Below are 23,485 nucleotides of genomic sequence, written 5' to 3'. Positions count from 1 at the left end.
CGCACTCACCGCCCGGTCGGAGCACTGAGCCATGTCCGTGTGGCGGTAGATCACCACGGGCGGCCCGGACGTGCCGCCCCCGCGTCCCCGGCGGGCGGGCTCGAACGATCCGATCACCCTCCGGCAGTCGGCACAGCGCTCACCCCCTGGCGCGTACGTCAGGTATTCCCACACCTGCGCGTGGGAAGCTTCGTCCGTCACCGTGTCACTCATCCTGTACCCCTTCGCCGCACTGCTTGCGTCCTTGATCGTGCTGCCGGTCGCCGGGACGGAGGAACCTCGTACGTTCGTCACTTCGGGACGTCCCACGGCATGTAGAACGTCCCCATGGGCAACGAGCGGTTGAGGGCCTTGATGGCATCAGGCGGTTGGACACACGCAGCGTTGGCGACGGCCACGGGAGTGGACCCGAAGAGTGTTGAGCGATGGGTGAATCTCGGGCGCGTCCCCCGGCGGGCAACAGCACTCAGAGCCGCGGAGACGCTGGGCGAAGACCTGCATGCCCTCTGGCCCGCCCTCAGACAGGCACGCGCCGCTCGCGCCGTCAGTCCGGAACTCGTAGCACTGTACGACCAGCGTGCGGACCTCCCCGTATCCGTGTTCGTGGATCTCCTCGCCACGGCGCGAGAGCGTATCGACGTGTTGGTCTACGCGGCCGTGTTCCTCCACGAGGCCCACCCCCGGTTGAACGATCTCTTGCGCGAGCGGGCCGCCGAAGGCTGTGCGGTCCGTGTCGCAGTCGGTGACGCGGACAGCCCGCACATCCAGCGGCGCGGGCGGGAAGAGAGGTTCGGGCATGGCATCGAATCCCGTTGCCGCCTCGCCCTCATGCACTACCGGCCGTTGGCCGACGAACCGGGAATCGAACTGCGAACGCACGGGACGACCCTCTACAACAGCATCTACCGGGCGGATGACCAGGCGTTGGTCAACACGCACGTCTGGGGCGTGAACGCGTACGGTGCGCCCGTGTGGCACCTGCGTCGCAACGGCGACGGGGGCATCTTCGACATGTACGCGGCCAGCTTCAGCGCTGTGTGGGAGACGGCCCGACCAGTGGAGGGATGACCCGATGGCACGCACCGAGTACTACGACGATCCACACGCGCCGGAGCCGAACAGCATGGTCGTAGCCGCCTCAGCGGTGGTCACCGATGACAGGGGCCGCATCCTGCTCCAGCGTCGGCGGGACAACGGTCTCTGGGCGCTTCCCGGCGGCGGCATGGACCTGGGCGACTCCTTGCCCGGCACGGCCGTCCGGGAGGTCAAGGAAGAGACCGGCCTCGACGTGGAGATCACAGGACTCGTCGGCACGTACACCGACCCCCGCCACATCATCGAGTACAGCGACGGGGAAGTGCGGCGACAGTTCAACGTCTGCTTCACAGCGCGTGTCGTCGGCGGCATCCCGGCCATCTCCGACGAGAGCACCGAACTGCGGTTCGTCGAGCCGGCTGGACTCGGCTCCTTGAACATGCACCACACGCAGCGGCTGCGCCTGGAACATTTTCTCGAACATCGTTCCACGCCCTACCTGGGGTAGGGGCCTCGCGAACCCGGCCCGCTCCGCCCGGGGAAGGCCGGACGGAGCGGCCTACTCCCGCCGGGCGCTGACGAGGCAGGCCAGCGTGCCCGCCGCCGCGGCGAGGAGCGCCGCCGCGGCCAGAGAACCCAGCGGGAACGGTACGCCGTCGGTGCGGGCGGCCCCGACCAGGGCGGACACCGCGCCGCGGGCCGGGGAGAACGCCGCCACCCAGGCCAGCAGGGACCCGAGGCCGCCCGCGAGCACCGCGAGGCCGCGCCCCCGGACCAGCGGCCGGCTGCACAGCGCCCCGACGGCCGCCCCCGTCAGGGCGCACACCAGGACGGCGACCGCCCCGGCGGCGGCGGTGGCGGCGGGGGGCTTCCCGCCGGGCCCGCCGCACAGCAGGGCGTAGCCGGCGCCCGCCGCGCCGGCCGTGAGCGCGCCGCCCAGGGCGGTGAGGAGGGCCGCCGCGTGCACCCGGGGCGGTCCCGCCGCGGCGGCGGCGCAGGCACGGGCCGCCGGAGGCTCGGCGCTCACACAGATCCGGACCAGCCAGGCCGTCTGCGGGACCAGCCCGGCGGCGGCGTAACCGAGGGAGTCCAGGGCGCGGTCACCGGGCCGGATGCCGACGGCCACGAAGGCGGCGTAGACGACGAGCGGGGCGATCCAGCGCTGTGAGCGCAGCAGCAGCGCGGCCTGGTAACGCAGCAGGGCGGTCATCGCAGTTCCTCCACGGCGCGGATGTGCCAGGGCGGCCGGGCCGTGAGCAGCTCGCGCAGTACGGCGTCGGAACGGTCCGCGTCCACCGTCAGCAGGACCCCGCCACCGGGGGCGGGCACGGTGGCGAGGCCGGGCGGCGGGGCGGCGCCGGGCGGGCCGGCCGCGTGGATGCGGACGGAATCCGGACGCGCCGCCCCGACCGGGACGGCGGCGGGGACCGGGATCAGGGCGGCGGCCTCGATCCGGTGGCGGGCGTCCGGCCGGCCCGCGAGGCGCGCCGGGTCGTGGTCGACGAAGACCACCGTGCCTCCGGCCGCCGTGCGTTCGGTGACGGCCCGGTCCAGCTCGGCGCGGGCCGGGGCGTCCAGCCCGGTCCACGCCTCGTCGAGGACGAGCAGCCCCGGCTCGGCGAGCAGCGCCTGGGCGACGGCCACCTTCTGGCTGGTCCCCTTCGACAGTTCGGCCAGCGGGGTGCGGGCGTACGCGGCGGCGCCGAACCGCTCCAGTGCCGCGGCCGCCCGGCGGGCCGCCTCCGGGCCGGTCAGGCCGTGCACCCGGCCCAGGTGGGTCAGGTAGGAACCGGCCGTCAGGGGCAGGGCCGCCGGGAAGCGTTCGGGAACGTAGGCGGTCCGGTGCGGGCGGCCCGCGACGCGGCCCTCCGTGGGGGTGTCGACGCCGGCGAGGATCCGCAGCAGGGTGGACTTGCCGCCGCCGTTGCCGCCCTCGATGCGGACCAGGGCCCCGGGCGGGAGCTCCAGGGCGACCCCGCGCAGCACCCAGGGCCGCCGCCGTCCGTAGCGGCGGCCGACTCCGGTGAGTTTCAGTGTCCCGGCGCCGATTCGGTGACCTCGCTCGGCCGCACGATGACGAAGCCCTCGCCGCTCAGCCTGAGCTGGACGGCCTCGCCGGAGCCGCCGCGGATCATCGAGCCGACCGACTGGGAGCGGTGCAGCCCGGTGTCCAGCGCGGCGCTCCAGCCGACGACCGCGTCCGTGTCCACGTACACCGGTGCCTGCGGGGTCACCGGGATGATGATCGGGTGGCCGTCGCAGACGACGGCGAGCTTGCCGGTGCCGGTGAAGAGGCTGTTGAAGAGGCCGCCGCCGGTCATCCCGGCGCCCTTCACCATCTTTATCTCGTAGGACAGCGTCGGGTCGAAGCACAGGACGTTGCGCCCGTTGATGGTGAAGGCGTCGCCCGGCTCGAAGTCGATGATGAAGCAGTTGCCCGCCTCGTGGGCGAACCAGGCCTCGCCCTGCCCGCGTACGGACATCAGCGCGAGCCCCTCGCCGGTGACGGCGCGCTTGAGCATGCCGCCTATGCCCTGGCCCTTGCGCTCGAACCGGAGGTCGCCCCGGAAGGCGACCATCGAGCCCTGACGGGCCAGCATCTCGCCGTTCACGGCGTACTTGACGGACTTGGCGTTCTGAAGGGTCATGCCCGGTGCGGTGGCCGGTCGGGCCAGGTTCTCGGAGGCGAAAAGATCACTCTGCATGGTCCCGATCCTCGCCCGGGGCACGCACCCGGGACATCCTCCTCAAGGCGGAGGCTGGCATCCTTGGGCGGATGAGCACGAAGGACGCACCCAAGACCTCAGACGTACCCGCCGTCGGCGCGGACAGCCCGTTCCGGCAGGAGCGGGCGGCGCGCGACGAGGCGCCGCAGTTCGTCCTGCCGCTGGTCGTGCGGATCGAGAAGGCGGACCCGCCGGCCCGGACCGACGCGCTGGAGACGGCGGCCCGCGCGGTCCTGGTGCTGCTGACGGACGAACGGGCGCACGGCGAGGGCGAGTGGGCCGAGGCCGTGCGCGACTGGCAGGACGCCCGGATCCGCAAGGTGGTGCGCAGGGCGCGCGGGGCGGAGTGGCGCAAGGCGGGGACCCTCCCGGGCGTCACGGTGCACGGCGAGCGGGCCGAGGTCCGGGTCTTCCCGCCGGTGCCGCTCGACGGGTGGCCCAAGGAGCTGGCCAAGCTGCAGGTTTCGGGGACCGACCTGGACGACCCCGCTGCGGCGGCACCCGCCGCGGCGGAGCTGCCCGTGCTGTGGCTGAACCCGGACCTCGACATGTCGGCCGGCAAGGCGATGGCCCAGGCCGGGCACGCGGCGCAGCTGGCCTGGTGGGAACTGACGCCGGCCGAGCGGGACGGGTGGCGGGAGTCCGGTTTTCGGCTGGCCGTGCGCACGGCCGCGCGCGAGCGGTGGGCGGCGCTCAGCGGGAGCGGGCTGCCGGTGGTGCGCGACGCCGGGTTCACCGAGATCGCCCCCGGCTCCTGCACCGTGGTCGCGGACCACCCGGCGCTGCGGGCCCGGCTCTGAGCCGGGAACCTCAAATGTTGCTCTGAACGTCCCTTCCTCACGGTTGGCCCCGCGCCGTCGGGGCCATCACACGGTCATACGGACCGACGAGCACGGATGCGGGCCGGTGAGTACCGGCGGGGGCCGGCGAAAGGGGGGCGAGGGAACCATGAAGCCCATGGCGCGCCTGGGGGTGGGCATCGGCTGGCGGCCGGAGATCGCGGAGGCCGTGGAGCGGCTCGAACACCTCGACTGGGTCGAGGTCGTCGCCGAGAACGTCTGCCCCGGTCACCTGCCCGAGTCGCTGCTGCGGCTGCGCGAGCGCGGGGTACGGGTCGTCCCGCACGGGGTCTCGCTGGGCCTCGGCGGCGCCGACCGTCCCGACCCGGCGAAGCTGGCCGCGCTCGGGGAGCGGGCGGTGGCGCTGGGGGCGCCCCTGGTCACCGAGCACATCGCCTTCGTACGCACCTCCTCCCCCGTGCTGGAGGCCGGACACCTGCTGCCGGTCCCGCGCACCCGGGACGCGCTGGACGTGCTGTGCGAGAACGTCCGGATCGCGCAGGACGCGCTGCCGGTGCCGCTGGCGCTGGAGAACATCGCCGCGCTCTTCTCCTGGCCCGGGGAGGAGCTGACGGAGGCGCGGTTCCTGACGGAGCTGGTGGAACGGACCGGCGTACGGCTGCTCGTCGACGTGGCCAACCTGCACACGAACCGGGTCAACCGGGGCGAGGACCCGTCGGCGGTACTGGACGGGATCCCGCTGGAGGCCCTCGCGTACGTACACGTGGCCGGGGGCGTGGAGCGGGACGGCGTGTGGCACGACACCCACGCGCACCCGGTGCCGCCGGTGGTGCTCGACGTACTGGCGGCGCTGCGGGAGCGGGTGGACCCGCCGGGGGTCCTGCTGGAGCGGGACGACGACTTCCCGGCGGAGGCGGAACTGGCCGCCGAACTGGTCCGGATCCGCGAGGTGGTGACGGCCACGACGGGCACGACGGGCCCGGGGCCGGGGCCGGGCGGGGCCGGTCCGGCGGGTGCGGGGGCCCCTGCGGGTGCGGAGGTTCCTCACGGCGCCGGGGGCACGGCCGACGCCGGGGGCGCGCCCGACGCCGAGGGCCCCGGGAGTGCGCCGGACGGCGACGGCGGCGGCGCGGATCCCGGTGTGCGGGACGCGCCGGCCCTCGACGCCGCCCGGACCCGCGTGGGGATCGGGCAGGCGGCCCTGCTGTCGGCGCTGGTCGCCGGTACCCCGGTGCCCGAGGGCTTCGACCGGCGGCGGATCCGGGTCCAGGCCCGGGCCCTGGCCGCCAAGCGGGCCTCGGTCGTCGCGAAGGTCGCGCCCGAGCTGCCGCGGATACTGGGCGGGCCCGACGCCTACCGCGCGGCCTTCCTCGGCTACGCCCGCAACCGCCCCATGACGTCCGGGTACCGCCGTGACGCCCTGGACTTCGCCGAACACCTGCTGGTCCAGGACCTGCCCGCCGACCCGGCCGCCCGCCGCCGGCTCACCGCCTGGTGGCGGCAGCGGTCCGGGGCGCGGCCGCCGGGCCGGATCACGCGCTGGGCCCGTGCCCTGACGGGGAGAGCCTCGTGAACGTCGTCGCCATCGCCGTCTGGGCCGCCGTCCTCGGCTCCAGCTCGCTGCTGCTGCGCGCCCTGTTCCGGGCGAGGCCACGGGTGCCCGGGACCTCGCCCACCCTGCACGACCTGTCGGAGGCGGCTTTCCTGGCGGGCGGTCCCGGCGCCGTCGTCGACGCCGCGCTCGTCTCGCTGCTGGGCGACGGCCGGCTGGCGGGCGGCGGCCCCGGCATCGTCCAGGCGCGGCCCGGGGCGCCGGCCACGGACCCCGCCGAGCGCGCCGTGCTGCTGGCGCTGCGACAGGCACCCTCGGGGTGGCTGTACCAGGTGCGCTACGCCGCGATGCTCGACCCCGCCGTCCAGGAGACGGGGGACGGGCTGGCGGCCCGCGGGCTGATCGCCCCGCCCGGCACGGGGCGCGGGCTGCGGCGGTGGGGGCTGGTCCAGGCCCTGGTGTGCGGGATGCTGGTGCCGGTGTCGCTGCCGCTGACCTTCGTGGCCTGGGCCATGGATCCGGACCCCCAGGTGCCGTTCATCGTCAAGGTGCTTCCCGCGCTGCTGGCCGGGATCGCCGTAGGCGGCGTGTGCGCGAAGCGGGCCGGACGGCGGATCACCCCGGCGGGCCGGGCGGCGCTGGCCGGGATGCGGGCGCGGTACGCGGGCGACCCGGCCGATCACGTACAGACGGCCCTGTTCGGGCTGCGCGGCCTGCGGGATCCGGACCTGCGGCGACAACTGCTGCCCGCCGCCCGGAGCACGCGGCTGGCCGCGGCCCAGTCGCGGGCCCGTACGCGCACGGGGTCGTCGTACGGCCCGCGCGCTTCGTCGTCCACCTCGTCCACCTCGTCCACCTCGTCCGCCGACCTCCTCCCGGTGCTCTGGTGCGCCGCGAGCGACGGCGGCTCCTCCACCGGTCCGGGCGGCTGCGGTTCTTCGGGCAGCGGTTGCGGAGGGTCCTCCGGATCCGGCTGCGGGGGCAGCGGTTCGAGTTGCGGCAGCAGCGGTTCGAGCTGTTCCGGCAGCGGCTCCAGCTGTGGCGGGAGCAGTTCGAGCTGCGGCGGCAGCAGCTCCAGCTGTTCCAGCAGCAGCTCCAGTTGCGGCAGCAGTTCCTGATCCCGCGTACGGCAACCGGGGGTAGCGGCGGCGACACCCGGGCGCGGGCCTGTACAGCGGTACGGCCTTGACATCTCATCGGATCGGACGATGAGACGAAGGGGTCGCGATGCGGACGAGGCGTGCACACCGTTACGGAGCCGCCGCCGCGCTCCTCTCCCTCGCCCTGTGCCTCCCGGCGCCCGCCGCGGCCGCCGCCCCCCGGGACGCCCCCACCTCCGCCGAGGACGCCGGGGCCGAACTGGCCGCCCGCCGGGCCGGCGCCGCCCGGCTCGGCTTCGGTCCCTGCCCCGCCGCCGAGGAACTGCCCGGGGCCGTGCGCTGCGCGGCGCTGCGGGTCCCGCTGGACTACGCCCGCCCGGGGGGCCCGCAGATCTCCCTCACCGTCAGCCGGATCCCGGCCACCGGCCGCGGGAACGCCGTCCGGCAGGGCTCTCTCGTGTACAACCCGGGCGGCCCCGGGGCGTCGGGGACCTACTTCCCGCTGCTCGGGGGCCGGCCCGCGTGGAGCCGGATCGCGGCCGCCTACGACCTCGTCGGCTACGCCCCGCGCGGAGTGGGCGGTCCGGCCCCGCTCTCCTGCCAGGACCCGGACGAACGGCCGCAGGGCCCCACCCAGGTCCCGGCCGTGCCGTCACCGGCCTACAAGCGGGAGCGGCTCGCCGCAGCACGGGCCTACGCGCGGGGCTGCGCCCGGCACGCCGGCGCCGCGCTCGCGCACTACACGACCCTGAACAACGTCCGTGACCTGTACGTGCTGCGGGCCGCGCTCGGCGAGCGCCGGCTGACCTTCGTGGGGGCCTCGTACGGGACCTACCTGGGGGCCGTGTACGCGACCCGGTACCCGGACCACGTGCGCCGCATGGTGTTCGATTCGGCCGTCGACCCCGATCCGCGCCGCATCTGGTACCTCGACAACCTCGCCCAGGCGCCCGCCTTCGAGCGCCGCTGGGCCGACTTCCTCGCCTGGACCGCCCGGCACCACGCCGTGTACGGGCTCGGTGCCACGCCCGGGGCGGTACGGGCGGCCTACGGGCGGGTCCGCGCGACGGTGGCCCGGACTCCGGCGGGCGGGGTCGTGGGGACCGGCGAACTGCACGCCGCGTACCTCCAGACGGCGTACTTCGACGACGTCTGGCCGGAGCGGGCCGCGGCCCTGGCGGCCTTCCTGCGCGGGGACGCGGGGCCGCTGACGCGTCAGGCCGCGCGCGATCCGCGGACGGCGGCGGAGGCGGAGAACGCGACCGCCGTGTACACCGCGGTGCTGTGCAACGACGCCCCGTGGCCCGCCGACTGGGAGACCTGGGACCGCGACAACACCGAACTGGCCCGCCACGCGCCCTTCGAGACCTGGGCCAACGCCTTCCTGAACCTGCCGTGCGCCTCCTGGCCGACGGCCGGGCGGCAACGGCCCGCCGACGTCGGGGCGGGTCCGGGGCGGCTGCCCCCCACGCTGATCGTGGCGGCGGAACGGGACGGGGCGACCCCGTACCCGGGTGCGCTGGAGCTGCAACGGCGGCTCGGCGGCGGGGCCTCGCTGGTCACGGAGGAGGGAGCGGGCACCCACGGGGTGGCCGGCGGACGCAACGGCTGCGTGGACCGGCGGGTGGAGCGGTACCTGCTCACGGGCGCCACTCCGGGGTGGCGCGTCACGTGTGCGCCGCATCCGGAGCCCGCACCGGTGTCGCTGGACGACCGGGCAGCAAGCGCTCCCAGGGCGCTGCTGCCGCCAGTCGTCTGAACTTCCGGGCGGGGTCTCCGGCTGCGTCGATTCGGGGGCAGGGCCTCCCGATCCCCGGAAGCCGCTCTTGTGTCACGAGCGGTCCCCCGGTCCTTCCCCCCAGGGGAGGTCTAGGCGAGTCCGGCCACCAGATCGGCGACGGACTTGCGGCGCCCGGTGTAGAAGGGCACCTCTTCGCGGACGTGCATCCGGGCCTCGGAGGCGCGCAGGTGGCGCATGAGGTCGACGATGCGGTAGAGCTCGTCCGCCTCGAAGGCCAGCAGCCACTCGTAGTCGCCCAGCGAGAACGAGGCGACGGTGTTGGCGCGCACGTCCGGGTAACCGCGGGCCATCTTGCCGTGGTCGGCGAGCATGCGGCGGCGGTCCTCGTCGGGCAGCAGGTACCAGTCGTACGAGCGCACGAAGGGGTAGACGCTGACGTAGTCGCGGGCGACCTCGTCGGCCAGGAAGGCCGGGATGTGGGACTTGTTGAACTCGGCCGGGCGGTGCAGGGCCATGTTCGACCACACCGGCTCCAGGGCGCGGCCCAGCTTGGTGCGGCGGAAGAGGTTGTACGCGGTCTGCAGCTCGTCCGCGGTCTCCGCGTGCCACCAGACCATGATGTCGGCGTCGGCGCGCAGGCCGGAGACGTCGTAGGTGCCGCGGACGGTGATGTCCTTGGCGGCCAGCTGGTCGAAGAGCTCCTGGACCTCGTCGGCGAAGCCGGTGCGGTCCTCCGGGAGGACGTCCTTCAGCTTGAAGACGGACCACAGGGTGTAACGGATGACCTCGTTGAGGTCCTTCGCCTTCTTCCCCGCGTTGGGGATCTTCTCTGGTGCAGTCATGTGTCCATTGTCCCGTGTGCTGATCAGTGGTCCGTGCCAGGGGTGGCCATCGCGGCCATCCCGGCCGTCACCGCGTCGGCGGCCTTCCCGGCGCTCGCGACGCAGGCCGGGATCCCGACCCCGTCGTAGACGGCTCCGCAGACGGCGAGGCCCGGCAGCTCGGCCACGGCGGCCCGGATCCGGGCGACCCGGGCGAGGTGGCCCACGGGGTACTGCGGCAGTCCGCCGTCCCAGCGGGTGACGGTGGAGGCCACCGGCCGGGCCGTGAGGCCGACGGCCTCGCCGAGGTCGGTGAGGGAGAGGCCGACCAGCTCACCGTCCTCGCGCCCGAGGTCGCCCTCGTCGCCGTGCCGGCCCACGGAGGTCCGCAGGAGGAACAGGTCCGGATCGGCCCCGGCCCAGGCCCACTTGTTGCTGGAGAAGGTGGAGGCCTTGATCGTCCGGCCGTCGACGGGCGGTACGAGGAACCCGCTGGCGCCGCCCCCGGCGATCGGGGCCGGAAGGTCGGAACGCCGGAAGGCCATCGTGACCAGGGCCATGGAGGCGTACTCGACCTCGTGCAGCGCGGCGGCCGCGGTCGGGGCGAGCGCGCCGAGCAGCCGGGCGGCGGGCCCGGCCGGGACGGCGAGGACCACCCCGTCGGCGTCGAGGACCTCGTCGGCGGTCGTGATCCGCCAGCCCCCGGGCGTCCGGCCGATCCCGCTCACCGGGGCGCCCGTCAGGATCCGCGCCCCGGCGGCCCGGCAGGCGTCGGCGACGGCTACCGGCAGCCGGCCGATGCCGCCGGAGATCCCGGCGAAGAAGGCGCCGGTGGCCGCCGCGCCGATGACGGTGGTCCGCTCCGCGGCCGCCGCCTGGACCGCGCGGACGCTCCCGGTCAGCGTGGGGTGGGTGCGCACGGCCTCGTAGAGGGCGGGGACGGCGGCGCGCATCGAGATGCGGTAGGCGTCGCCCGCGTAGACCCCGCCGAGCAGCGGTTCGACCAGCCGGTCCACGACCTCGCGGCCCATCCGGGCGGCGACGTACTCGCCGACGGCCACGTCGTCGCCGACCTCCGTGGGCGGGAGGCCGGTGTCGGCGGCGATGCGGGCGAGGCCCTCGGCGGACAGGACTCCGGAGGCGGCCAGCGGGGCCGTGTCGCCGGGCACGCCCATGACGTGGCCGCGCGGCATCGGGCGCAGCGCGCCCCGGGTCCACAGGTGGGCGGTGGCGGTGGCGGGCGGCTGGAGCGCGTCGCCGAGCCCCACGGCCCGGGCCAGGTCCACGGCTTCGGGGCGGCGGGCGAGGACGGACTCGGCGCCGAGGTCGACGGGGACCCCGGCGAGCTCGCCCGCGTACAGCTTGCCGCCGAGGCGCGGACCGGCCTCCAGGAGCGTGACGCGGACGCCGTCGGCGAGCAGCCGGTGGGCGGCCGCGAGACCGGCGATGCCGCCGCCGATGACGACGACGTGGCGGGTGGGGGCCTGCCGGTCCGTACGCATGTCCGCTTCGTGCATGGACACATGGTCTCAGACCGCCCGGCGAGGCCGGAACGTGACCGCATCGGGACCGCTCCGGAACCGCGCGTACGGAACCCGGGTCGCCACCCTGAACGTCGAAGCGGCGACATCAGCCGATCCCCGGGGGGTACTGACGATGCGCTCGACCCACACGTTCGACACCGGACGCCGTACGGCGGCGGCGCTGGCCGCGCTGTCGCTGGCCGGCGTCCTCACGCTCACCGGATGCGGAGCCGCCGGCTCCGGCAGCTCCTCGGACAAGGCGGCCGTGGCCCCGGCGGCCCGGGGCGAGGGCGCGCCGGGCGGCGGGGCGGCGGCCGGGCAGGCCCCGGCGGCGGGCCCGGCGGCGACCGATGCCAAGGGCGCCGGGCAGGCCCCGGCGGCGGTCCGTCCGAACGTGATCCGTACGGGGACCCTCTCGATCGAGACGGCCGAACCGCAGAAGGTCCTCACCGCGGCCCGTACGGCGGCCGACGGCGCGGGCGGGTACGTGGGCAACGAGTCCACCCAGCGCGGCGCGGACGGCCGGCTCGCCTCGACGCTGACCCTGCGGGTGCCGGGCGAACGCTTCGACGCGGTGATCGGCGCCCTGGAGGGCAGCGGAAAGCTGCTGGGCCGCAAGGTCGAGGCACAGGACGTGACCCAGAAGGTCGCCGACGTCGAGAGCCGCGTGGCGTCGCAGCGGGCCAGCGTCGCCCGGGTGCGGGAGATGATGGACAAGGCCTCGGCGCTCGGTGACGTGGTCATGCTGGAGGGCGAGCTGAGCCGGCGCCAGTCGGACCTGGAGTCGCTGATCGCGCAGCAGACCGCCCTGAAGGACCAGACCTCCCTGGGGACGATCACGGTGTCGGTCTCGGAGCCGGCCGCGGTGGAGCGCAAGACGCGGGAGGAGGGGGACCCCTCCTTCGGGGACGCCCTGGGCGGCGGCTGGTCGGTGTTCGTCACGGTGGTGCGGTACCTGGCGCTGGCCGTCGCCGTGATCCTGCCGTTCGCGGTGACGGCCGCCGCCGCCCTGTTCGGGTTCCGCCTGTACCGCCGGCTGCGCCCCGCCCCGGCCAAGCCGGGCCGCGTCCCGGCGCAGGTGCCCCGCCGGCCGGTGCCCGCCGGGACCGGCGCACCCGCCTCCGACGGGGCTGTGGCCGATCCTGAGGGCTGAGCGCGCCCGCGCCCGTAGCGTGGACCCCGGTTGACGACGAACGCGGGACGAAACGGAACGGGACGGGGCGGACGATGGCGAAGGAACGACTGGTGGTGGTGGGCGGTGACGCGGCGGGGATGTCCGCCGCGTCGCAGGCCCGGAGGCTGAAGGGCCCGGCGGAGCTGGAGATCACCGCCTTCGAGCGCGGGCACTTCACCTCGTACTCGGCGTGCGGGATCCCGTACTGGATCGGCGGGCAGGTGTCCGCCCGGGACGACCTGATCGCCCGTACGCCCGAGGAGCACCGGGCCCGGGACATCGACCTGCGCACCCGGACGGAGGTCGTGGAGCTGGACCTGGCCGGCCGGCGGGTGCGCGCCCGGGACATGGAGAGCGGCGCGGAGTCCTGGACGGCCTACGACAAGCTGGTCCTGGCGACCGGCGCCCGCCCGGTGCGCCCCCGCCTGCCGGGCATCGGCGCCCACGGGGTGCACGGGGTGCAGACCCTGGACGACGGCCGGCGGCTGATGGAGACCCTGGAACGCTCTCCGGGCCGCCGGGCGGTGGTGGTCGGCGCGGGCTACATCGGCGTGGAGATGGCGGAGGCCCTGGTGCGCCGGGGCTACGGGGTCACCGTCCTGCACCGGGGCGAGCAGCCGATGGCCACGCTGGACCCGGACATGGGCGGGCTCGTGCACGGCGCTATGAACCGCATGGGGATCGTCACGGTCTCCCGCGCCGAGGTGACGAAGATCCTCACGGACGAGGAGGGCCGGGCCGTCGCGGTGGCCACGGCGGCCGGCGACGAGTACCCGGCGGACGTGGTGGTACTCGGCCTCGGCGTGGAGCCCCGCACCGCCCTCGCCCGCGCGGCGGGCCTCCCCGTGGGCACCTCGGGCGGCCTGCTCACCGACCTGTCGATGCGGGTGCGCGGCCACGAGGAGGTCTGGGCGGGCGGCGACTGCGTGGAGGTGCTGGACCTGGTCGCGGGCCGCACCCGGCACATCGCCCTGGGCACGCACGCCAACAAGCACGGCCAGGTGATCGGCTCGAACGTGGGCGGCGGCTACGCGACCTTCCCCGGGGTGGTCGGCACGGCCGTCAGCAAGGTCTGCGACCTGGAGATCGCCCGTACGGGGCTGCGCGAACGGGACGCCCTGGAGGCGGGTCTGCGCTTCGTGACGGCCACCATCAGCTCGACGAACACCGCCGGCTACTACCCGGGGGCGGAGCCGATGACGGTCAAGATGCTGGCGGAGCGCCGCACGGGCCGCCTCCTCGGCGTCCAGATCGTCGGGGGCGCGGGGGCCGCGAAGCGCGTGGACGTGGCGGCGGTCGCCCTCACGGCGGGGATGACGGTGGACCAGGTCGTCTCCCTGGACCTGGGCTACGCCCCGCCGTTCTCCCCGGTCTGGGACCCGGTGCTGGTGGCCGCCCGCAAGGCGGTCTCGGCGGTCCGGGCGGCGGGGGTCTGAGGCGGGGCGGCGGCGCGCAGCTCGGAGCGGACCAGTTCCAGGAGGCGGCCCATCCAGTTGCGGCCGCCTCGGGGGCCCTCGTCGCGCCAGAAGGGGGCGTCGGAGAGGCCGGTGTAGAGGATGCCCGCGTCGCCGGTGGCGAGCAGGACCTCGGCGAGGCGGGGGTGCTGGCCGAACTTGGCGCGCAGCAGGGCGGCCATGACGGCGAGCCGTACGGCGGGCCAGTCGGCGCGCCGGGCCGCGGGGCCGCCCGCCTCGTGCGCCTCGTGGGCGGTGGCGGCGGCGCGGATCCGGTCGTGGTCGGCGGGATCGGCGGCCGAGAGGGCCCAGTAGGCGTGGGTCACGCTGGGGTAGCTCACCCCGGCGTGGACGAAGGGGGCCTCGTGGTCGTTGCGCAGGACGAAGGGGCCCGGCTCGGCGGGCGGGCCGCCGGGGTGGAACGTCTCGTGCAGGACGACCGGGGGCCCGGGGGCCCCGGCCGGTTCGTCGGCGTACCGCAGGGTCAGCCACCGCTCGTGGCGGGCCTCGCCGTCCACCGCGTCGTCGAAGTAGGCGAGGGCCCACCGGTGGCCCTCTTCCGTCGCCACCGGACCGTCGCCGTCCACGGGCTGCCCGAGATCGGTGAGCAGCATCCGCAGCGGGCGGTCCTGGTGGTCCATGTCGCCGAGGACGTACACCCTGAGGTGGGCGGGGACGGCGAGGTAGGCGTCCCGGAGCCGGGCCCGGTGGGCCTCGGTCGGCTCCCGCCGGTGGTCGCGGACGGCGTCCCAGAGCCGGTCGCCGGCCCCCGGGCGGCCCGCCAGCCGGTCGATCTCGTCGGCGACCTCCAGGAGGAAGCCCTCCTGGGTGAGCGGCTCGGGGTTGCGCGACTCCCATTTGGTGGGCTCGCCCACGGGCCACTCCCGCGCGTCCGGCCGCTCCGGCGCGACCTTCCCGGCGGCCAGCCGCTCGCGCAGTCCGGCGAGGTCGGTGGGCTCATGCCCGCCGACGGTGATCCGGCCGTCCGCATAGACGAAGAGGTGATCGGGGTAGTGCTCGCCGTCGAACTCGTGGCGACGCCAGACGAGGCGCCAGACCCCGTTGATGGTCTCCCCGTCGGATATGCGAAACGTCGGCCCGTGCCATGTCATGCACGGCACAGTACCGACGTCTCGGTGTACGGAAGCGGATCAGCGCCGGGTCTTGGTGTGGACGTAGTCCACCAGGCGGGTCAGCGCGTCGGGGTCCGTCGTCGGGAGGACGCCGTGGCCCAGGTTGAAGACGTGGCCCTCCAGGCCCGCCGCGGCGGCCAGGACCTCGTCGGTCTTGGCCTCGACGGCCTCGGTGGTGGAGAAGAGGACGGCGGGGTCCAGGTTGCCCTGGAGCGCCTTGCCGGGGCCGACGCGGCGGACGGCCTCGTCCAGCGAGACCCGGTAGTCGACGCCCATGACGTCCGCGCCGGCCTCGCCCATGAGGCCGAGGAGCTCGCCCGTGCCCACACCGAAGTGGATGCGCGGGACTCCGTACGAGGCGACGGATTCGAGGACCTTCGCCGAGGCGGGCATCACCGAGCGCCGGTAGTCCGCCGGGGCGAGGGCGCCGACCCAGGAGTCGAAGAGCTGGATCGCGGAGGCACCGGCCTCGATCTGGACCTTGAGGAAGGCCGAGGTGATCTCGGCGAGGCGGTCCAGGAGGTCGGCCCAGAGCTCCGGGTCCCCGTACATGAGGGCCTTGGTGTGCTCGTGGTTCTTGGACGGACCACCCTCGACGAGGTAGCTCGCGAGGGTGAAAGGCGCGCCCGCGAACCCGATCAACGGCGTGCCGCCGAGTTCACCCGTGAGCATGCCGATCGCCTCGGTGACGTACGGGACGTCCTCCGGGGTGAGGTCGCGCAGCTGTGCGAGGTCCTCGCGGCGGCGGATCGGGTTGGCGACGACCGGGCCGACGCCCGGCTTGATGTCCAGGTCGACACCGATGGCCTTCAGCGGCACCACGATGTCGGAGAAGAAGATCGCCGCGTCGACGCCGTGGCGCCGCACGGGCTGCAGGGTGATCTCGGTGACCAGGTCGGGGCGCATGCAGGACTCCAGCATGGCCGTGCCCTCGCGCACCTTCCGGTACTCGGGGAGTGAGCGGCCCGCCTGCCGCATGAACCACACGGGGGTGTGGGGGACCGGCTCCCGCCGGCACGCCTTCAGGAAGGCGGAATCGTACGTCTGACTCGGCTGGCCCGTGGGGCGGGTAGTGGCGCTCACGCGGCAAATCTTCGCACGTATGAAGAAGTGCCCGGCCCGGCACGGGTGTCCCTGCGCCGCCGGGGCGCTCGTTCCGCCTAGTCTTCCCGGCATGGCTGCGGCTCAGGGACGATTTTCAGATGGCGCTGACGGTACGGACAGCGCGAAGGAGAGCTCGGTCCCGCTCCCTTTCCGCCGGGCGGTCGACGGCTTGAAGAAGGCACGGCTGCGGTCCGGGATCGAGATCGACCCCACGAAGCCCCCGCAGAGACTGGCCCCCTACGCGTACGCGCTGGAGGCGGCGGTCGTGGAGGGCGAGGACGACCTGGCCGACGGCCGGCTGATCCTGCTCCACGATCCCGCCGGGCACGACGCCTGGCAGGGCACCTTCCGCCTGGTGACGCTCGTACGGGCGGAGCTGGAGCCGGAGATGGCCGCGGATCCCCTCCTCCCGGAGGTGTGCTGGTCCTGGCTGACGGGGGCGCTGGAGGCCCGCGGGCTGGCGTACGGCGAGGCAAGCGGCACCGTGACGATGGCGAGCTCGCACTACTTCGGCGGGCTCCGGGAGCGGCGTCCGGCGACCCAGATCGAGATCAGGGCCTCGTGGACCCCCCGCGAGGGGGTGGGCGGGGTGCCGGACACCCCGGCGCACCTGGCGGCCTGGTGCGAGCTGCTGTGCCAGATCGCGGGACTGCCCCCGGTCGGGCCGACGGACACCGCCACGGGCGTGGTGTCCCTGCCGCAGCGGCGCGGTCCGCACCACCCGTAGGAAGCGGTTCCCGCGCGGTCGGCCGGGGCCGTCCGGCCGCGCTCCGGCCGCGTTCGGGCGGCGTTGCGGCGGCGCTCCGACTGCGCTCGGGCGGGTGGCGGAGGCTTCCGGCGGCGTTCCGGTGCCGGGAACGACCGATCGCGTGCGCAAGGGACTGTCGAAACGGTGCGCGGATTGCGGCCTTCTGATCATCCCTTGATCGATCGTGCGTCCGAATTGCCCGAATTGTTACTCACCAAATCGTGATCATTCCCTAAAGCCGGGCGGGTGACGTGCCGAAGGAGTCAGTGACCATCCGCACGGTTCGCACCGGCTGCCTTCCCCCAGCCGGCCGTCCCGCCACTCCCCCAGGAGGCCTAGGTGTCCGTTCTTCTTGAGCAGCCCGCAAGCCTGGTCGCCTACCGCCCGACCAAGCCGACGGCCATGGTCGTCGTCGCCGACCCGCGCGTCCGTTCCACCGTGACCCGCCATCTGTGGGCCCTCGGAGTCCGTGACGTGATCGAGGCGTCGTCCATCGCGGAGGCCCGCCCCCGCGTCGGCAGCCCGCGCGACATCTGCGTGGCCGACGTCCACCTGCCCGACGGTTCCGGTCTCACCCTGCTCTCCGAGACCCGCGCCGCCGGCTGGCCGAACGGCCTGGCCCTGTCCGCCGCCGACGACATCGGCGCCGTGCGCAACGCCCTCGCGGGCGGTGTGAAGGGCTACGTCGTCACCGGTACGCGGACCAACATCGGGCTCCCCACCCGGCCCGGCGCCGCCCCCATCGGTGCCGCCGCCGCCCGTATGCACCGCCGCCCCCCGGGTGCCCCGAGCCACCCGGGCGGCTACCGAGAGCTCTCCGGCCGCGAGGTCGAGGTCCTGCGCCTCGTCGCGGAGGGCCAGTCCAACAAGGCCATCGGCGTCTCGATGGGCCTGTCCGCCCTGACCGTCAAGTCCCACCTCGCCCGGATCGCCCGCAAGCTGGGCACCGGCGACCGGGCCGGCATGGTCGCCGTCGCCCTGCGGACCGGAATCATCCACTGATCCTGCCCCGAGGCCCCCGGACACCGCTCCGGGAACCCCTGGAGCCGCCCGGCCCCTCCTCCTCGCGCCCGTCGACGGAACGTTCCGGCGACGGGCGCGTCACATCCACGGATACCCTTGACCGGTGACCGACGCCCAAGAGACCGCAGCAGGCCTGCGCACCACCACCGGGGGCGGCCCCCCGGACGAAGAGGTTTCGTCCGATGGGCTGCCTGTTCCGTTGCTAGAACCCCGCGAGGGGATCCCCCCGGTCGTGGCCGACGCGGACGGGCTGGCCCGGGTCGTCGCGGCCTTCGCCGCAGGCACCGGACCGGTGGCCGTCGACGCCGAACGCGCCTCCGGATACCGCTACGGACAGCGCGCCTACCTGGTGCAACTGCGCCGCGAGGGTGCCGGATCCGCGCTGATCGACCCGGTCGGGTGCCCGGACCTCTCCTCCCTGGGAGAGGCGCTGTCCGGCACCGAGTGGATCCTGCACGCCGCCACCCAGGACCTGCCCTGCCTGCGCGAAATAGGCATGGCCCCCACCTCCCTCTTCGACACCGAGCTGGCCGGCCGGCTGGCCGGGTTCCCCCGGGTCGGCCTCGGGGCGATGGTGGAGAGCGTGCTGGGCTACGTACTGGAGAAGGGCCACTCCGCCGTCGACTGGTCCACCCGCCCGCTGCCCGAGCCCTGGCTGCGCTACGCGGCGCTCGACGTGGAACTGCTGGTGGACCTGCGGGACGCGCTGGAGAAGGAGCTCGACCGGCAGGGCAAGCTGGAGTGGGCCCGCCAGGAGTTCGACGCGATCGCCTCCGCGCCGCCCGCCCCGCCGCGCAAGGACCCCTGGCGGCGCACCTCCGGCATGCACAAGGTGCGCCGGCGCCGGCAGATGGCCGTGGTCCGGGAGCTGTGGGAGTCCCGCGACCGGATCGCGCAGCGCCGGGACGTGTCCCCCGGCAAGGTGCTCGGCGACGCGGCGATCGTGGAGGCTGCCCTGGCCCTCCCCGCGAACGTCCACGCCCTGTCGGCCCTGCCCGGCTACGGACAGCGCATGGGCCGGCGCCAGCTGGACCAGTGGATGGCCGCCGTGGACCGGGCCAGGGCCCTGCCCGAGAGCGAGCTGCCGCAGCCGGGGGCGACCCCGGCGGGCCCGCCGCCGCCGCGCTCCTGGGCGGACAAGGACCCGGCCGCCGCCGCGCGCCTGTCCGCCGCCCGCAGTGCCGTCTCGGCACTGGCCGAGGGGCTGAACCTGCCCCAGGAGAACCTGATCACCCCGGACACCGTGCGCCGGCTGTGCTGGGAGCCCCCGCAGCGGCTGGAGCCCGGCACGGTCGCCGAGGCCCTGGCCGCCTACGGCGCCCGCCCCTGGCAGATCGAACAGGTGACGCCCGCGCTGGTCACGGCCCTCGCGGCGACGGCCTGACCGGCCGGACCGACGGACCCGGACGGGGCCCTTACTCCAGGGGAGTGAGGGCCCCGTCCGCGTCCCGGTAGTAGCTCCCGGTTTCCGCGCCTTCGACCTTGCCCTGCTTGAGCCAGTGCTCGGACATGGTGTGCACGTCGTTCGCCACCCGCTCCCAGGGCGCCTGGTGCCCCGCGCAGGCGATCCGGAACATCAGCTCCTTCGGCTTCTTGATGGCCTTCCACACCTCGTCGACCATCCCGGCTCGCGCTGGTCGGGGCATTTCAGGTCGTTGCCCCACGACTCGTCGAGGCCGCCCTTCGTACCGACGGTCATCGGGAAGCCGAAGGCCGCCGCCGGAAGGGACACCGGCAGCGGCACCGGCGCGCCGAAGTCGGTCCCGGCCGCGCTCGCCCTGCCGTTCGGCGGGAAGACCGGCGCCAGCAGGAAGAGGCTGCGGACCTTGCCGGGGTGCTGGATGGCGTACGGCCCGAACTGCTGGGCGGCGTGGGACACCGGGCCGTCGGGCCCGATGTCCGACCCCTTCGGGTAGCCCGGGACGCTCCGATCGGCCGGGCGCGCGACGGGGGCGCGAGGGGGCTCGGGGCGCGCGGGCCGGTGTGACCTTCGCCGCTGTTCGGGGAGGGGGTGTGCACACGGGTTACCCGCAAGTAGCATGGGCCGGGTGAGCGGGCGCTCAGCCACATCGGCCGGGCCGCCCCCGCGCAGCAGTGCACACCCGCACCTGGAGGAGAGCCAACGTGCCTCGTACCGTCAGGGACGTCGTCTTCGTCGACGGCGTCCGCACCCCGTTCGGCAAGGCGGGCCCGAAGGGCATCTACCACGAGACCCGCGCCGACGACCTCGTCGTGAAGGCGATCCGGGAGCTGCTGCGCCGCAACCCGGACCTGGACCCCGCGAAGATCGACGAGGTCGCCATCGCCGCGACCACGCAGATCGGCGACCAGGGCCTGACGCTGGGCCGCACGGCCGGCATCCTCGCGGGTCTCCCGCAGTCGGTCCCGGGCTACTCCATCGACCGCATGTGCGCCGGCGCGCTGACCGCCGTGACCGCCGTCGCGGGCGGTGTGGCCTTCGGTGCCTACGACGTCGCCCTCGCCGGCGGTGTCGAGCACATGGGCCGCCACCCCATGGGTGAGGGCGTCGACCCGAACCCGCGCTTCGTCTCGGAGAAGCTGGTCGACGAGTCCGCCCTGTTCATGGGCATGACCGCCGAGAACCTGCACGACCGGTACCCGACGATCACCAAGCTCCGCGCCGACGAGTACGCCGTGCGCTCGCAGGAGAAGGCCGCCAAGGCGTACGCCGACGGCAAGATCCAGCAGGACCTGGTCCCGATCTCGGTGCGCAACACCAACGAGGCGGCCGGTGAGACGGGCTGGGGCCTGGTCACCACCGACGAGCCGATGCGCCCGGGCACCACGCTGGAGAACCTGGCCGGCCTGAAGACCCCGTTCCGTACGCACGGCCGGGTCACCGCGGGCAACGCCGCCGGTCTCAACGACGGTGCCACCGCCGCGATCATCGCGTCCGAGGACTTCGCCCGGGAGAACAACCTCCCGGTCAAGATGCGCCTGGTCTCGTACTCCTTCGCGGGTGTCGAGCCGGAGGTCATGGGCTACGGCCCGATCCCGGCCACCGAGAAGGCCCTGGCGCAGGCCGGTCTGACGATCGACGACATAGGCCTGTTCGAGGTCAACGAGGCGTTCGCCGTCCAGGTCCTCGCCTTCCTGGAGCACTACGGCATCGCCGACGACGACGCCCGCGTGAACCAGTACGGCGGTGCCATCGCCTTCGGTCACCCGCTGGCCTCCTCCGGCGTCCGCCTGATGACGCAGCTGGCCCGCCAGTTCGAGGAGCAGCCGCACGTCCGCTACGGCCTGACCACCATGTGCGTCGGCTTCGGCATGGGCGCCACGGTCATCTGGGAGAACCCGAACTTCAACGCCGAGGGAGACTCCAAGTGAGCACCACCGCTGAGCTCCTGAAGGGCGCGGCCGAGCTGTTCCCGGACGAGGTCGTCACCCAGGCGCACGTGCGCCACCTGGACCTGCCGTTCGGCGCCGGGCGCTTCGCGCTCGTCACGCTGGACAACGGCTTCGACCACACCAAGCCGACCACCTTCGGCCCGCAGTCCCTCGCCAACCTGAACGCGGCGATCGACCAGGTCGAGCAGGAGGCCCTCGCGGGCTCCATCGTCGGCGCGGGCATCACCGGCAAGCCGTTCATCTTCGCGGTCGGCGCCGACCTCAAGGGCGTCGAGCTGCTGAAGAAGCACGACGAGGCGCTCGCCATCGGCAAGGGCGGCCACGACGTCTTCAAGCGCCTCGCGGCGCTGGCCGTCCCCACCTTCGCGTACTACAACGGCGCGGCGATGGGCGGCGGTGTCGAGGTCGGTCTGCACTGCACCTACCGCACCGTCTCCAAGGCCATCCCGGCCTTCTCGCTGCCCGAGGTCTTCCTCGGTCTGGTCCCGGGCTGGGGCGGCTGCGCCCTCCTCCCGAACCTGATCGGCGCGGAGCGCGCGGTCTCGGTCATCATCGAGAACTCGCTCAACCAGAACCGCCAGCTCAAGGGCAAGCAGGTCTTCGAGCTCGGCATCGCCGACGCCCTCTTCGAGGGCGCGGACTTCCTGGAGCAGTCCCTGATCTGGACCGCGAAGGTCCTGGGGGGCGAGACCGAGGTCGTCCGCGCCGAGATCGACCGCGGCGAGGGCTGGGACGCGGCCGTCGCCAAGGGCCGCGCCATCGCGGACTCCAAGGTGCACGGAGCCGCTCCGGCCGCCTACCGCGCGCTGGACATCATCGCCGCGGCCAAGTCCGGCGACCTCCAGGCCGGCTTCGACGCCGAGGACACGGCCCTGGCCGACCTCATCATGGGCGGCGAGCTGCGCTCGGGCATCTACGCCTTCAACCTGGTCCAGAAGCGCGCCAAGCGCCCGGCCGGTGCCCCGGACAAGTCCCTGGCCCGCCCGGTCACCAAGGTCGGCGTCGTCGGCGCGGGCCTGATGGCCTCGCAGCTGGCGCTGCTCTTCCTGCGCCGCCTGGAGGTGCCGGTGGTCCTCACCGACATCGACCAGGAGCGCGTGGACAAGGGCGTGGGCTACGTCCACGCCGAGATCCAGAAGCTGCTCGGCAAGGGCCGCATCAACCAGGACAAGGCCAACCGCCTGACCGCCCTGGTGACCGGTGTGCTCGACAAGGCCGAGGGCTTCGCGGACGCGGACTTCATCATCGAGGCCGTGTTCGAGGAGATGTCCGTCAAGCAGAAGGTGTTCGCGGAGGTCGAGGCGGTCGCCCCGGCGCACGCGATCCTCGCCACCAACACCTCCTCGCTGTCGGTGTCGGAGATGGCCTCCAAGCTCCAGCACCCGGAGCGCGTGGTCGGCTTCCACTTCTTCAACCCGGTCGCGATCCTCCCCCTGCTGGAGATCGTCCGCGGTGAGCAGACCGACGACGCCTCGCTGGCCACGGCCTTCGGTGTCGCCAAGAAGCTGAAGAAGACCGCGGTGCTCACCAAGGACGCCCCGGCGTTCGTCGTGAACCGCATCCTGACCCGCTTCATGGGCGAGATCCAGAACGTCATCGACGAGGGCACCCCGGTCGTCACGGCGGAGAAGGCCATCGAGCCGCTCGGCCTGCCGATGTCCCCGCTGGTGCTGCTGGAGCTCGTGGGTCCGGCGATCGGTCTGCACGTCTCCGAGACCCTGAACCGCGCCTTCCCGGAGCGCTTCACCGTCTCCCCGAACCTGGCGGCCGTGGTCAAGGCCGGCAAGCGCGGCTTCTACGTCTACAACGCGGAGAACGGCTTCAAGCCGGAGCTCGACCCCGAGGTCGCCGCGCTCCTGGTCCAGGGCGACTCCGTCCTGACCGAGGAGCAGGTCCGCGACCGCGTCCTGGACGCGGTGGCGCAGGAGATCGGCCTGATGCTGGAGGAGGGTGTCGTGGCCGAGGCCCAGGACATCGACCTCTGCCTCATCACGGGTGCCGGCTGGCCCTTCCACCTGGGCGGCATCACGCCGTACCTGGACCGTGAGGGCGTCTCGGAGCGGGTGAACGGCAAGAAGTTCCTCGCCCCGGGTGTCGCCAGCGTCCCGGCGTAACCCACGGCGCTACGCGCAACGGCCCGTCCGCACCCGGTGCGGACGGGCCGTTCGCGTGTCCGGGG

Annotated in this window: 22 protein-coding genes; 13 read left to right on the top strand and 9 right to left on the bottom strand. The window is 74.1% G+C overall.

Annotated elements, in window-relative coordinates:
• Positions 1 to 327 precede the first annotated feature (327 nt).
• Together ACZ5D2_RS15445 and ACZ5D2_RS15440 are read left to right on the top strand one after the other, a co-directional pair.
• The gene (locus ACZ5D2_RS15445) at positions 328 to 1,068 is read left to right on the top strand and encodes an XRE family transcriptional regulator (RefSeq protein ID WP_468929515.1); all 741 of its coding nucleotides are present in this window, start codon (positions 328 to 330) and stop codon (positions 1,066 to 1,068) included.
• Positions 1,069 to 1,072: 4 nt separating this feature from the next.
• Entirely contained in the window at positions 1,073 to 1,543 is a 471-nt protein-coding gene (locus ACZ5D2_RS15440; protein ID WP_371676135.1) for an NUDIX domain-containing protein, read from the top strand.
• Between the two features lie 51 nt (positions 1,544 to 1,594).
• On the opposite strand, the gene ACZ5D2_RS15435 is transcribed toward ACZ5D2_RS15440, so the two are convergent.
• From ACZ5D2_RS15435 to ACZ5D2_RS15425, 3 genes are read right to left on the bottom strand one after another with little or no spacing between them, the layout of a single operon-like run.
• Positions 1,595 to 2,245 (bottom strand): ABC transporter, encoded by a 651-nt coding sequence (locus ACZ5D2_RS15435; protein ID WP_371676136.1) that lies wholly within the window; start codon positions 2,243 to 2,245, stop codon positions 1,595 to 1,597.
• Complete coding sequence (locus ACZ5D2_RS15430; RefSeq protein ID WP_371681127.1) at positions 2,242 to 3,069, bottom strand: ABC transporter ATP-binding protein; 828 nt, start codon at positions 3,067 to 3,069, stop codon at positions 2,242 to 2,244. Before ACZ5D2_RS15430 ends, ACZ5D2_RS15435 begins: the two co-directional genes overlap by 4 nt.
• Positions 3,066 to 3,740 (bottom strand): AIM24 family protein, encoded by a 675-nt coding sequence (locus ACZ5D2_RS15425; RefSeq protein ID WP_371676137.1) that lies wholly within the window; start codon positions 3,738 to 3,740, stop codon positions 3,066 to 3,068. The genes ACZ5D2_RS15430 and ACZ5D2_RS15425 overlap by 4 nt, the downstream gene beginning before the upstream one ends.
• Before the next feature lie 71 nt (positions 3,741 to 3,811).
• On the opposite strand from ACZ5D2_RS15425, the gene ACZ5D2_RS15420 reads away from it, so the two are divergent.
• The 4 genes from ACZ5D2_RS15420 to ACZ5D2_RS15405 all read left to right on the top strand — a co-directional run bounded on the left by ACZ5D2_RS15420 (position 3,812) and on the right by ACZ5D2_RS15405 (position 8,972).
• The gene (locus tag ACZ5D2_RS15420; protein WP_371676138.1) at positions 3,812 to 4,561 is read left to right on the top strand and encodes an aminoacyl-tRNA hydrolase; all 750 of its coding nucleotides are present in this window, start codon (positions 3,812 to 3,814) and stop codon (positions 4,559 to 4,561) included.
• A 148-nt stretch (positions 4,562 to 4,709) separates the two neighbouring features.
• On the top strand, positions 4,710 to 6,134 hold the full coding sequence (locus ACZ5D2_RS15415; RefSeq protein WP_371676139.1) for an MbnB/TglH/ChrH family RiPP precursor modification enzyme: 1,425 nt from the start codon (positions 4,710 to 4,712) through the stop codon (positions 6,132 to 6,134).
• On the top strand, positions 6,131 to 7,231 hold the full coding sequence (locus ACZ5D2_RS15410; protein ID WP_371676140.1) for a TIGR04222 domain-containing membrane protein: 1,101 nt from the start codon (positions 6,131 to 6,133) through the stop codon (positions 7,229 to 7,231). Before ACZ5D2_RS15415 ends, ACZ5D2_RS15410 begins: the two co-directional genes overlap by 4 nt.
• A gap of 109 nt (positions 7,232 to 7,340) precedes the next feature.
• A complete protein-coding gene (locus ACZ5D2_RS15405; RefSeq protein WP_468929508.1) occupies positions 7,341 to 8,972 on the top strand; it encodes an alpha/beta hydrolase in 1,632 nt (543 codons plus the stop codon).
• Positions 8,973 to 9,082: 110 nt separating this feature from the next.
• On the opposite strand, the gene hemQ is transcribed toward ACZ5D2_RS15405, so the two are convergent.
• Together hemQ and hemG are read right to left on the bottom strand one after the other, a co-directional pair.
• A complete protein-coding gene (gene hemQ / locus ACZ5D2_RS15400; RefSeq protein ID WP_030234751.1) occupies positions 9,083 to 9,796 on the bottom strand; it encodes a hydrogen peroxide-dependent heme synthase in 714 nt (237 codons plus the stop codon).
• Between the two features lie 23 nt (positions 9,797 to 9,819).
• The gene (hemG, locus tag ACZ5D2_RS15395; RefSeq protein WP_468929504.1) at positions 9,820 to 11,292 is read right to left on the bottom strand and encodes a protoporphyrinogen oxidase; all 1,473 of its coding nucleotides are present in this window, start codon (positions 11,290 to 11,292) and stop codon (positions 9,820 to 9,822) included.
• 139 nt (positions 11,293 to 11,431) lie between these two features.
• Here hemG and ACZ5D2_RS15390 point away from each other — a divergent pair, with 139 nt between their 5' ends.
• On the top strand, positions 11,432 to 12,451 hold the full coding sequence (locus tag ACZ5D2_RS15390) for a DUF4349 domain-containing protein (RefSeq protein ID WP_371676143.1): 1,020 nt from the start codon (positions 11,432 to 11,434) through the stop codon (positions 12,449 to 12,451).
• Between the two features lie 74 nt (positions 12,452 to 12,525).
• Entirely contained in the window at positions 12,526 to 13,908 is a 1,383-nt protein-coding gene (locus ACZ5D2_RS15385; RefSeq protein ID WP_468929500.1) for an FAD-dependent oxidoreductase, read from the top strand.
• Here ACZ5D2_RS15385 and ACZ5D2_RS15380 read toward each other — a convergent pair.
• Both ACZ5D2_RS15380 and hemE read right to left on the bottom strand, forming a co-directional pair.
• Positions 13,821 to 15,038, bottom strand: a complete 1,218-nt coding sequence (locus ACZ5D2_RS15380; RefSeq protein WP_285542423.1) for an NADAR family protein — start codon at positions 15,036 to 15,038, stop codon at positions 13,821 to 13,823. The genes ACZ5D2_RS15385 and ACZ5D2_RS15380 overlap by 88 nt on opposite strands.
• Before the next feature lie 39 nt (positions 15,039 to 15,077).
• Entirely contained in the window at positions 15,078 to 16,142 is a 1,065-nt protein-coding gene (hemE, locus tag ACZ5D2_RS15375) for a uroporphyrinogen decarboxylase (protein ID WP_468929496.1), read from the bottom strand.
• A 91-nt stretch (positions 16,143 to 16,233) separates the two neighbouring features.
• Here hemE and ACZ5D2_RS15370 point away from each other — a divergent pair, with 91 nt between their 5' ends.
• The 3 genes from ACZ5D2_RS15370 (at position 16,234) to ACZ5D2_RS15360 (ending at position 19,318) form a co-directional block, all read left to right on the top strand.
• Positions 16,234 to 16,890 carry a DUF3000 domain-containing protein gene (locus ACZ5D2_RS15370; protein WP_285542421.1) on the top strand — a complete coding sequence of 219 codons (657 nt, stop codon included), beginning with the start codon at positions 16,234 to 16,236 and terminating at the stop codon, positions 16,888 to 16,890.
• 360 nt (positions 16,891 to 17,250) lie between these two features.
• Complete coding sequence (locus tag ACZ5D2_RS15365; RefSeq protein ID WP_030234764.1) at positions 17,251 to 17,913, top strand: helix-turn-helix transcriptional regulator; 663 nt, start codon at positions 17,251 to 17,253, stop codon at positions 17,911 to 17,913.
• A gap of 124 nt (positions 17,914 to 18,037) precedes the next feature.
• On the top strand, positions 18,038 to 19,318 hold the full coding sequence (locus ACZ5D2_RS15360; RefSeq protein ID WP_371676146.1) for an HRDC domain-containing protein: 1,281 nt from the start codon (positions 18,038 to 18,040) through the stop codon (positions 19,316 to 19,318).
• A 31-nt stretch (positions 19,319 to 19,349) separates the two neighbouring features.
• Here the strand turns inward: ACZ5D2_RS15360 and ACZ5D2_RS15355 are convergent, their stop codons facing one another.
• Both ACZ5D2_RS15355 and ACZ5D2_RS15350 read right to left on the bottom strand, forming a co-directional pair.
• Positions 19,350 to 19,544: a hypothetical protein gene (locus ACZ5D2_RS15355; protein ID WP_468929491.1), complete on the bottom strand. Its 195-nt coding sequence runs from the start codon at positions 19,542 to 19,544 to the stop codon at positions 19,350 to 19,352.
• Positions 19,511 to 19,813 (bottom strand): hypothetical protein, encoded by a 303-nt coding sequence (locus ACZ5D2_RS15350; RefSeq protein WP_371676148.1) that lies wholly within the window; start codon positions 19,811 to 19,813, stop codon positions 19,511 to 19,513. Before ACZ5D2_RS15350 ends, ACZ5D2_RS15355 begins: the two co-directional genes overlap by 34 nt.
• Before the next feature lie 245 nt (positions 19,814 to 20,058).
• Between ACZ5D2_RS15350 and ACZ5D2_RS15345 the strand changes: the two genes are divergently transcribed.
• Together ACZ5D2_RS15345 and ACZ5D2_RS15340 are read left to right on the top strand one after the other, a co-directional pair.
• On the top strand, positions 20,059 to 21,285 hold the full coding sequence (locus tag ACZ5D2_RS15345; RefSeq protein WP_366864286.1) for a thiolase family protein: 1,227 nt from the start codon (positions 20,059 to 20,061) through the stop codon (positions 21,283 to 21,285).
• Positions 21,282 to 23,420: a 3-hydroxyacyl-CoA dehydrogenase NAD-binding domain-containing protein gene (locus tag ACZ5D2_RS15340; protein WP_371676149.1), complete on the top strand. Its 2,139-nt coding sequence runs from the start codon at positions 21,282 to 21,284 to the stop codon at positions 23,418 to 23,420. The genes ACZ5D2_RS15345 and ACZ5D2_RS15340 overlap by 4 nt, the downstream gene beginning before the upstream one ends.
• Positions 23,421 to 23,485: the final 65 nt, after the last annotated feature.

This window comes from Streptomyces sp. NPDC031479, from assembly GCF_055581065.1.
The sequence above is the reverse complement of the archived record's forward strand: the minus strand, read 5'-3'. Positions and strand labels throughout refer to the sequence as shown.

Excerpts from the sequence above, each read along its gene's own strand:
- ACZ5D2_RS15445 (WP_468929515.1), top strand. The coding sequence starts at position 328 with ATGGGCAACGAGCGGTTGAGGGCCTTGATGGCATCAGGCGGTTGGACA.
- ACZ5D2_RS15440 (WP_371676135.1), top strand. The coding sequence starts at position 1,073 with ATGGCACGCACCGAGTACTACGACGATCCACACGCGCCGGAGCCGAAC.
- ACZ5D2_RS15435 (WP_371676136.1), bottom strand. The coding sequence starts at position 2,245 with ATGACCGCCCTGCTGCGTTACCAGGCCGCGCTGCTGCTGCGCTCACAG.
- ACZ5D2_RS15425 (WP_371676137.1), bottom strand. The coding sequence starts at position 3,740 with ATGCAGAGTGATCTTTTCGCCTCCGAGAACCTGGCCCGACCGGCCACC.
- ACZ5D2_RS15420 (WP_371676138.1), top strand. The coding sequence starts at position 3,812 with ATGAGCACGAAGGACGCACCCAAGACCTCAGACGTACCCGCCGTCGGC.
- ACZ5D2_RS15415 (WP_371676139.1), top strand. The coding sequence starts at position 4,710 with ATGAAGCCCATGGCGCGCCTGGGGGTGGGCATCGGCTGGCGGCCGGAG.
- ACZ5D2_RS15405 (WP_468929508.1), top strand. The coding sequence starts at position 7,341 with ATGCGGACGAGGCGTGCACACCGTTACGGAGCCGCCGCCGCGCTCCTC.
- hemQ (WP_030234751.1), bottom strand. The coding sequence starts at position 9,796 with ATGACTGCACCAGAGAAGATCCCCAACGCGGGGAAGAAGGCGAAGGAC.
- hemG (WP_468929504.1), bottom strand. The coding sequence starts at position 11,292 with ATGCACGAAGCGGACATGCGTACGGACCGGCAGGCCCCCACCCGCCAC.
- ACZ5D2_RS15390 (WP_371676143.1), top strand. The coding sequence starts at position 11,432 with ATGCGCTCGACCCACACGTTCGACACCGGACGCCGTACGGCGGCGGCG.
- ACZ5D2_RS15385 (WP_468929500.1), top strand. The coding sequence starts at position 12,526 with ATGGCGAAGGAACGACTGGTGGTGGTGGGCGGTGACGCGGCGGGGATG.
- ACZ5D2_RS15380 (WP_285542423.1), bottom strand. The coding sequence starts at position 15,038 with ATGACATGGCACGGGCCGACGTTTCGCATATCCGACGGGGAGACCATC.
- ACZ5D2_RS15370 (WP_285542421.1), top strand. The coding sequence starts at position 16,234 with ATGGCTGCGGCTCAGGGACGATTTTCAGATGGCGCTGACGGTACGGAC.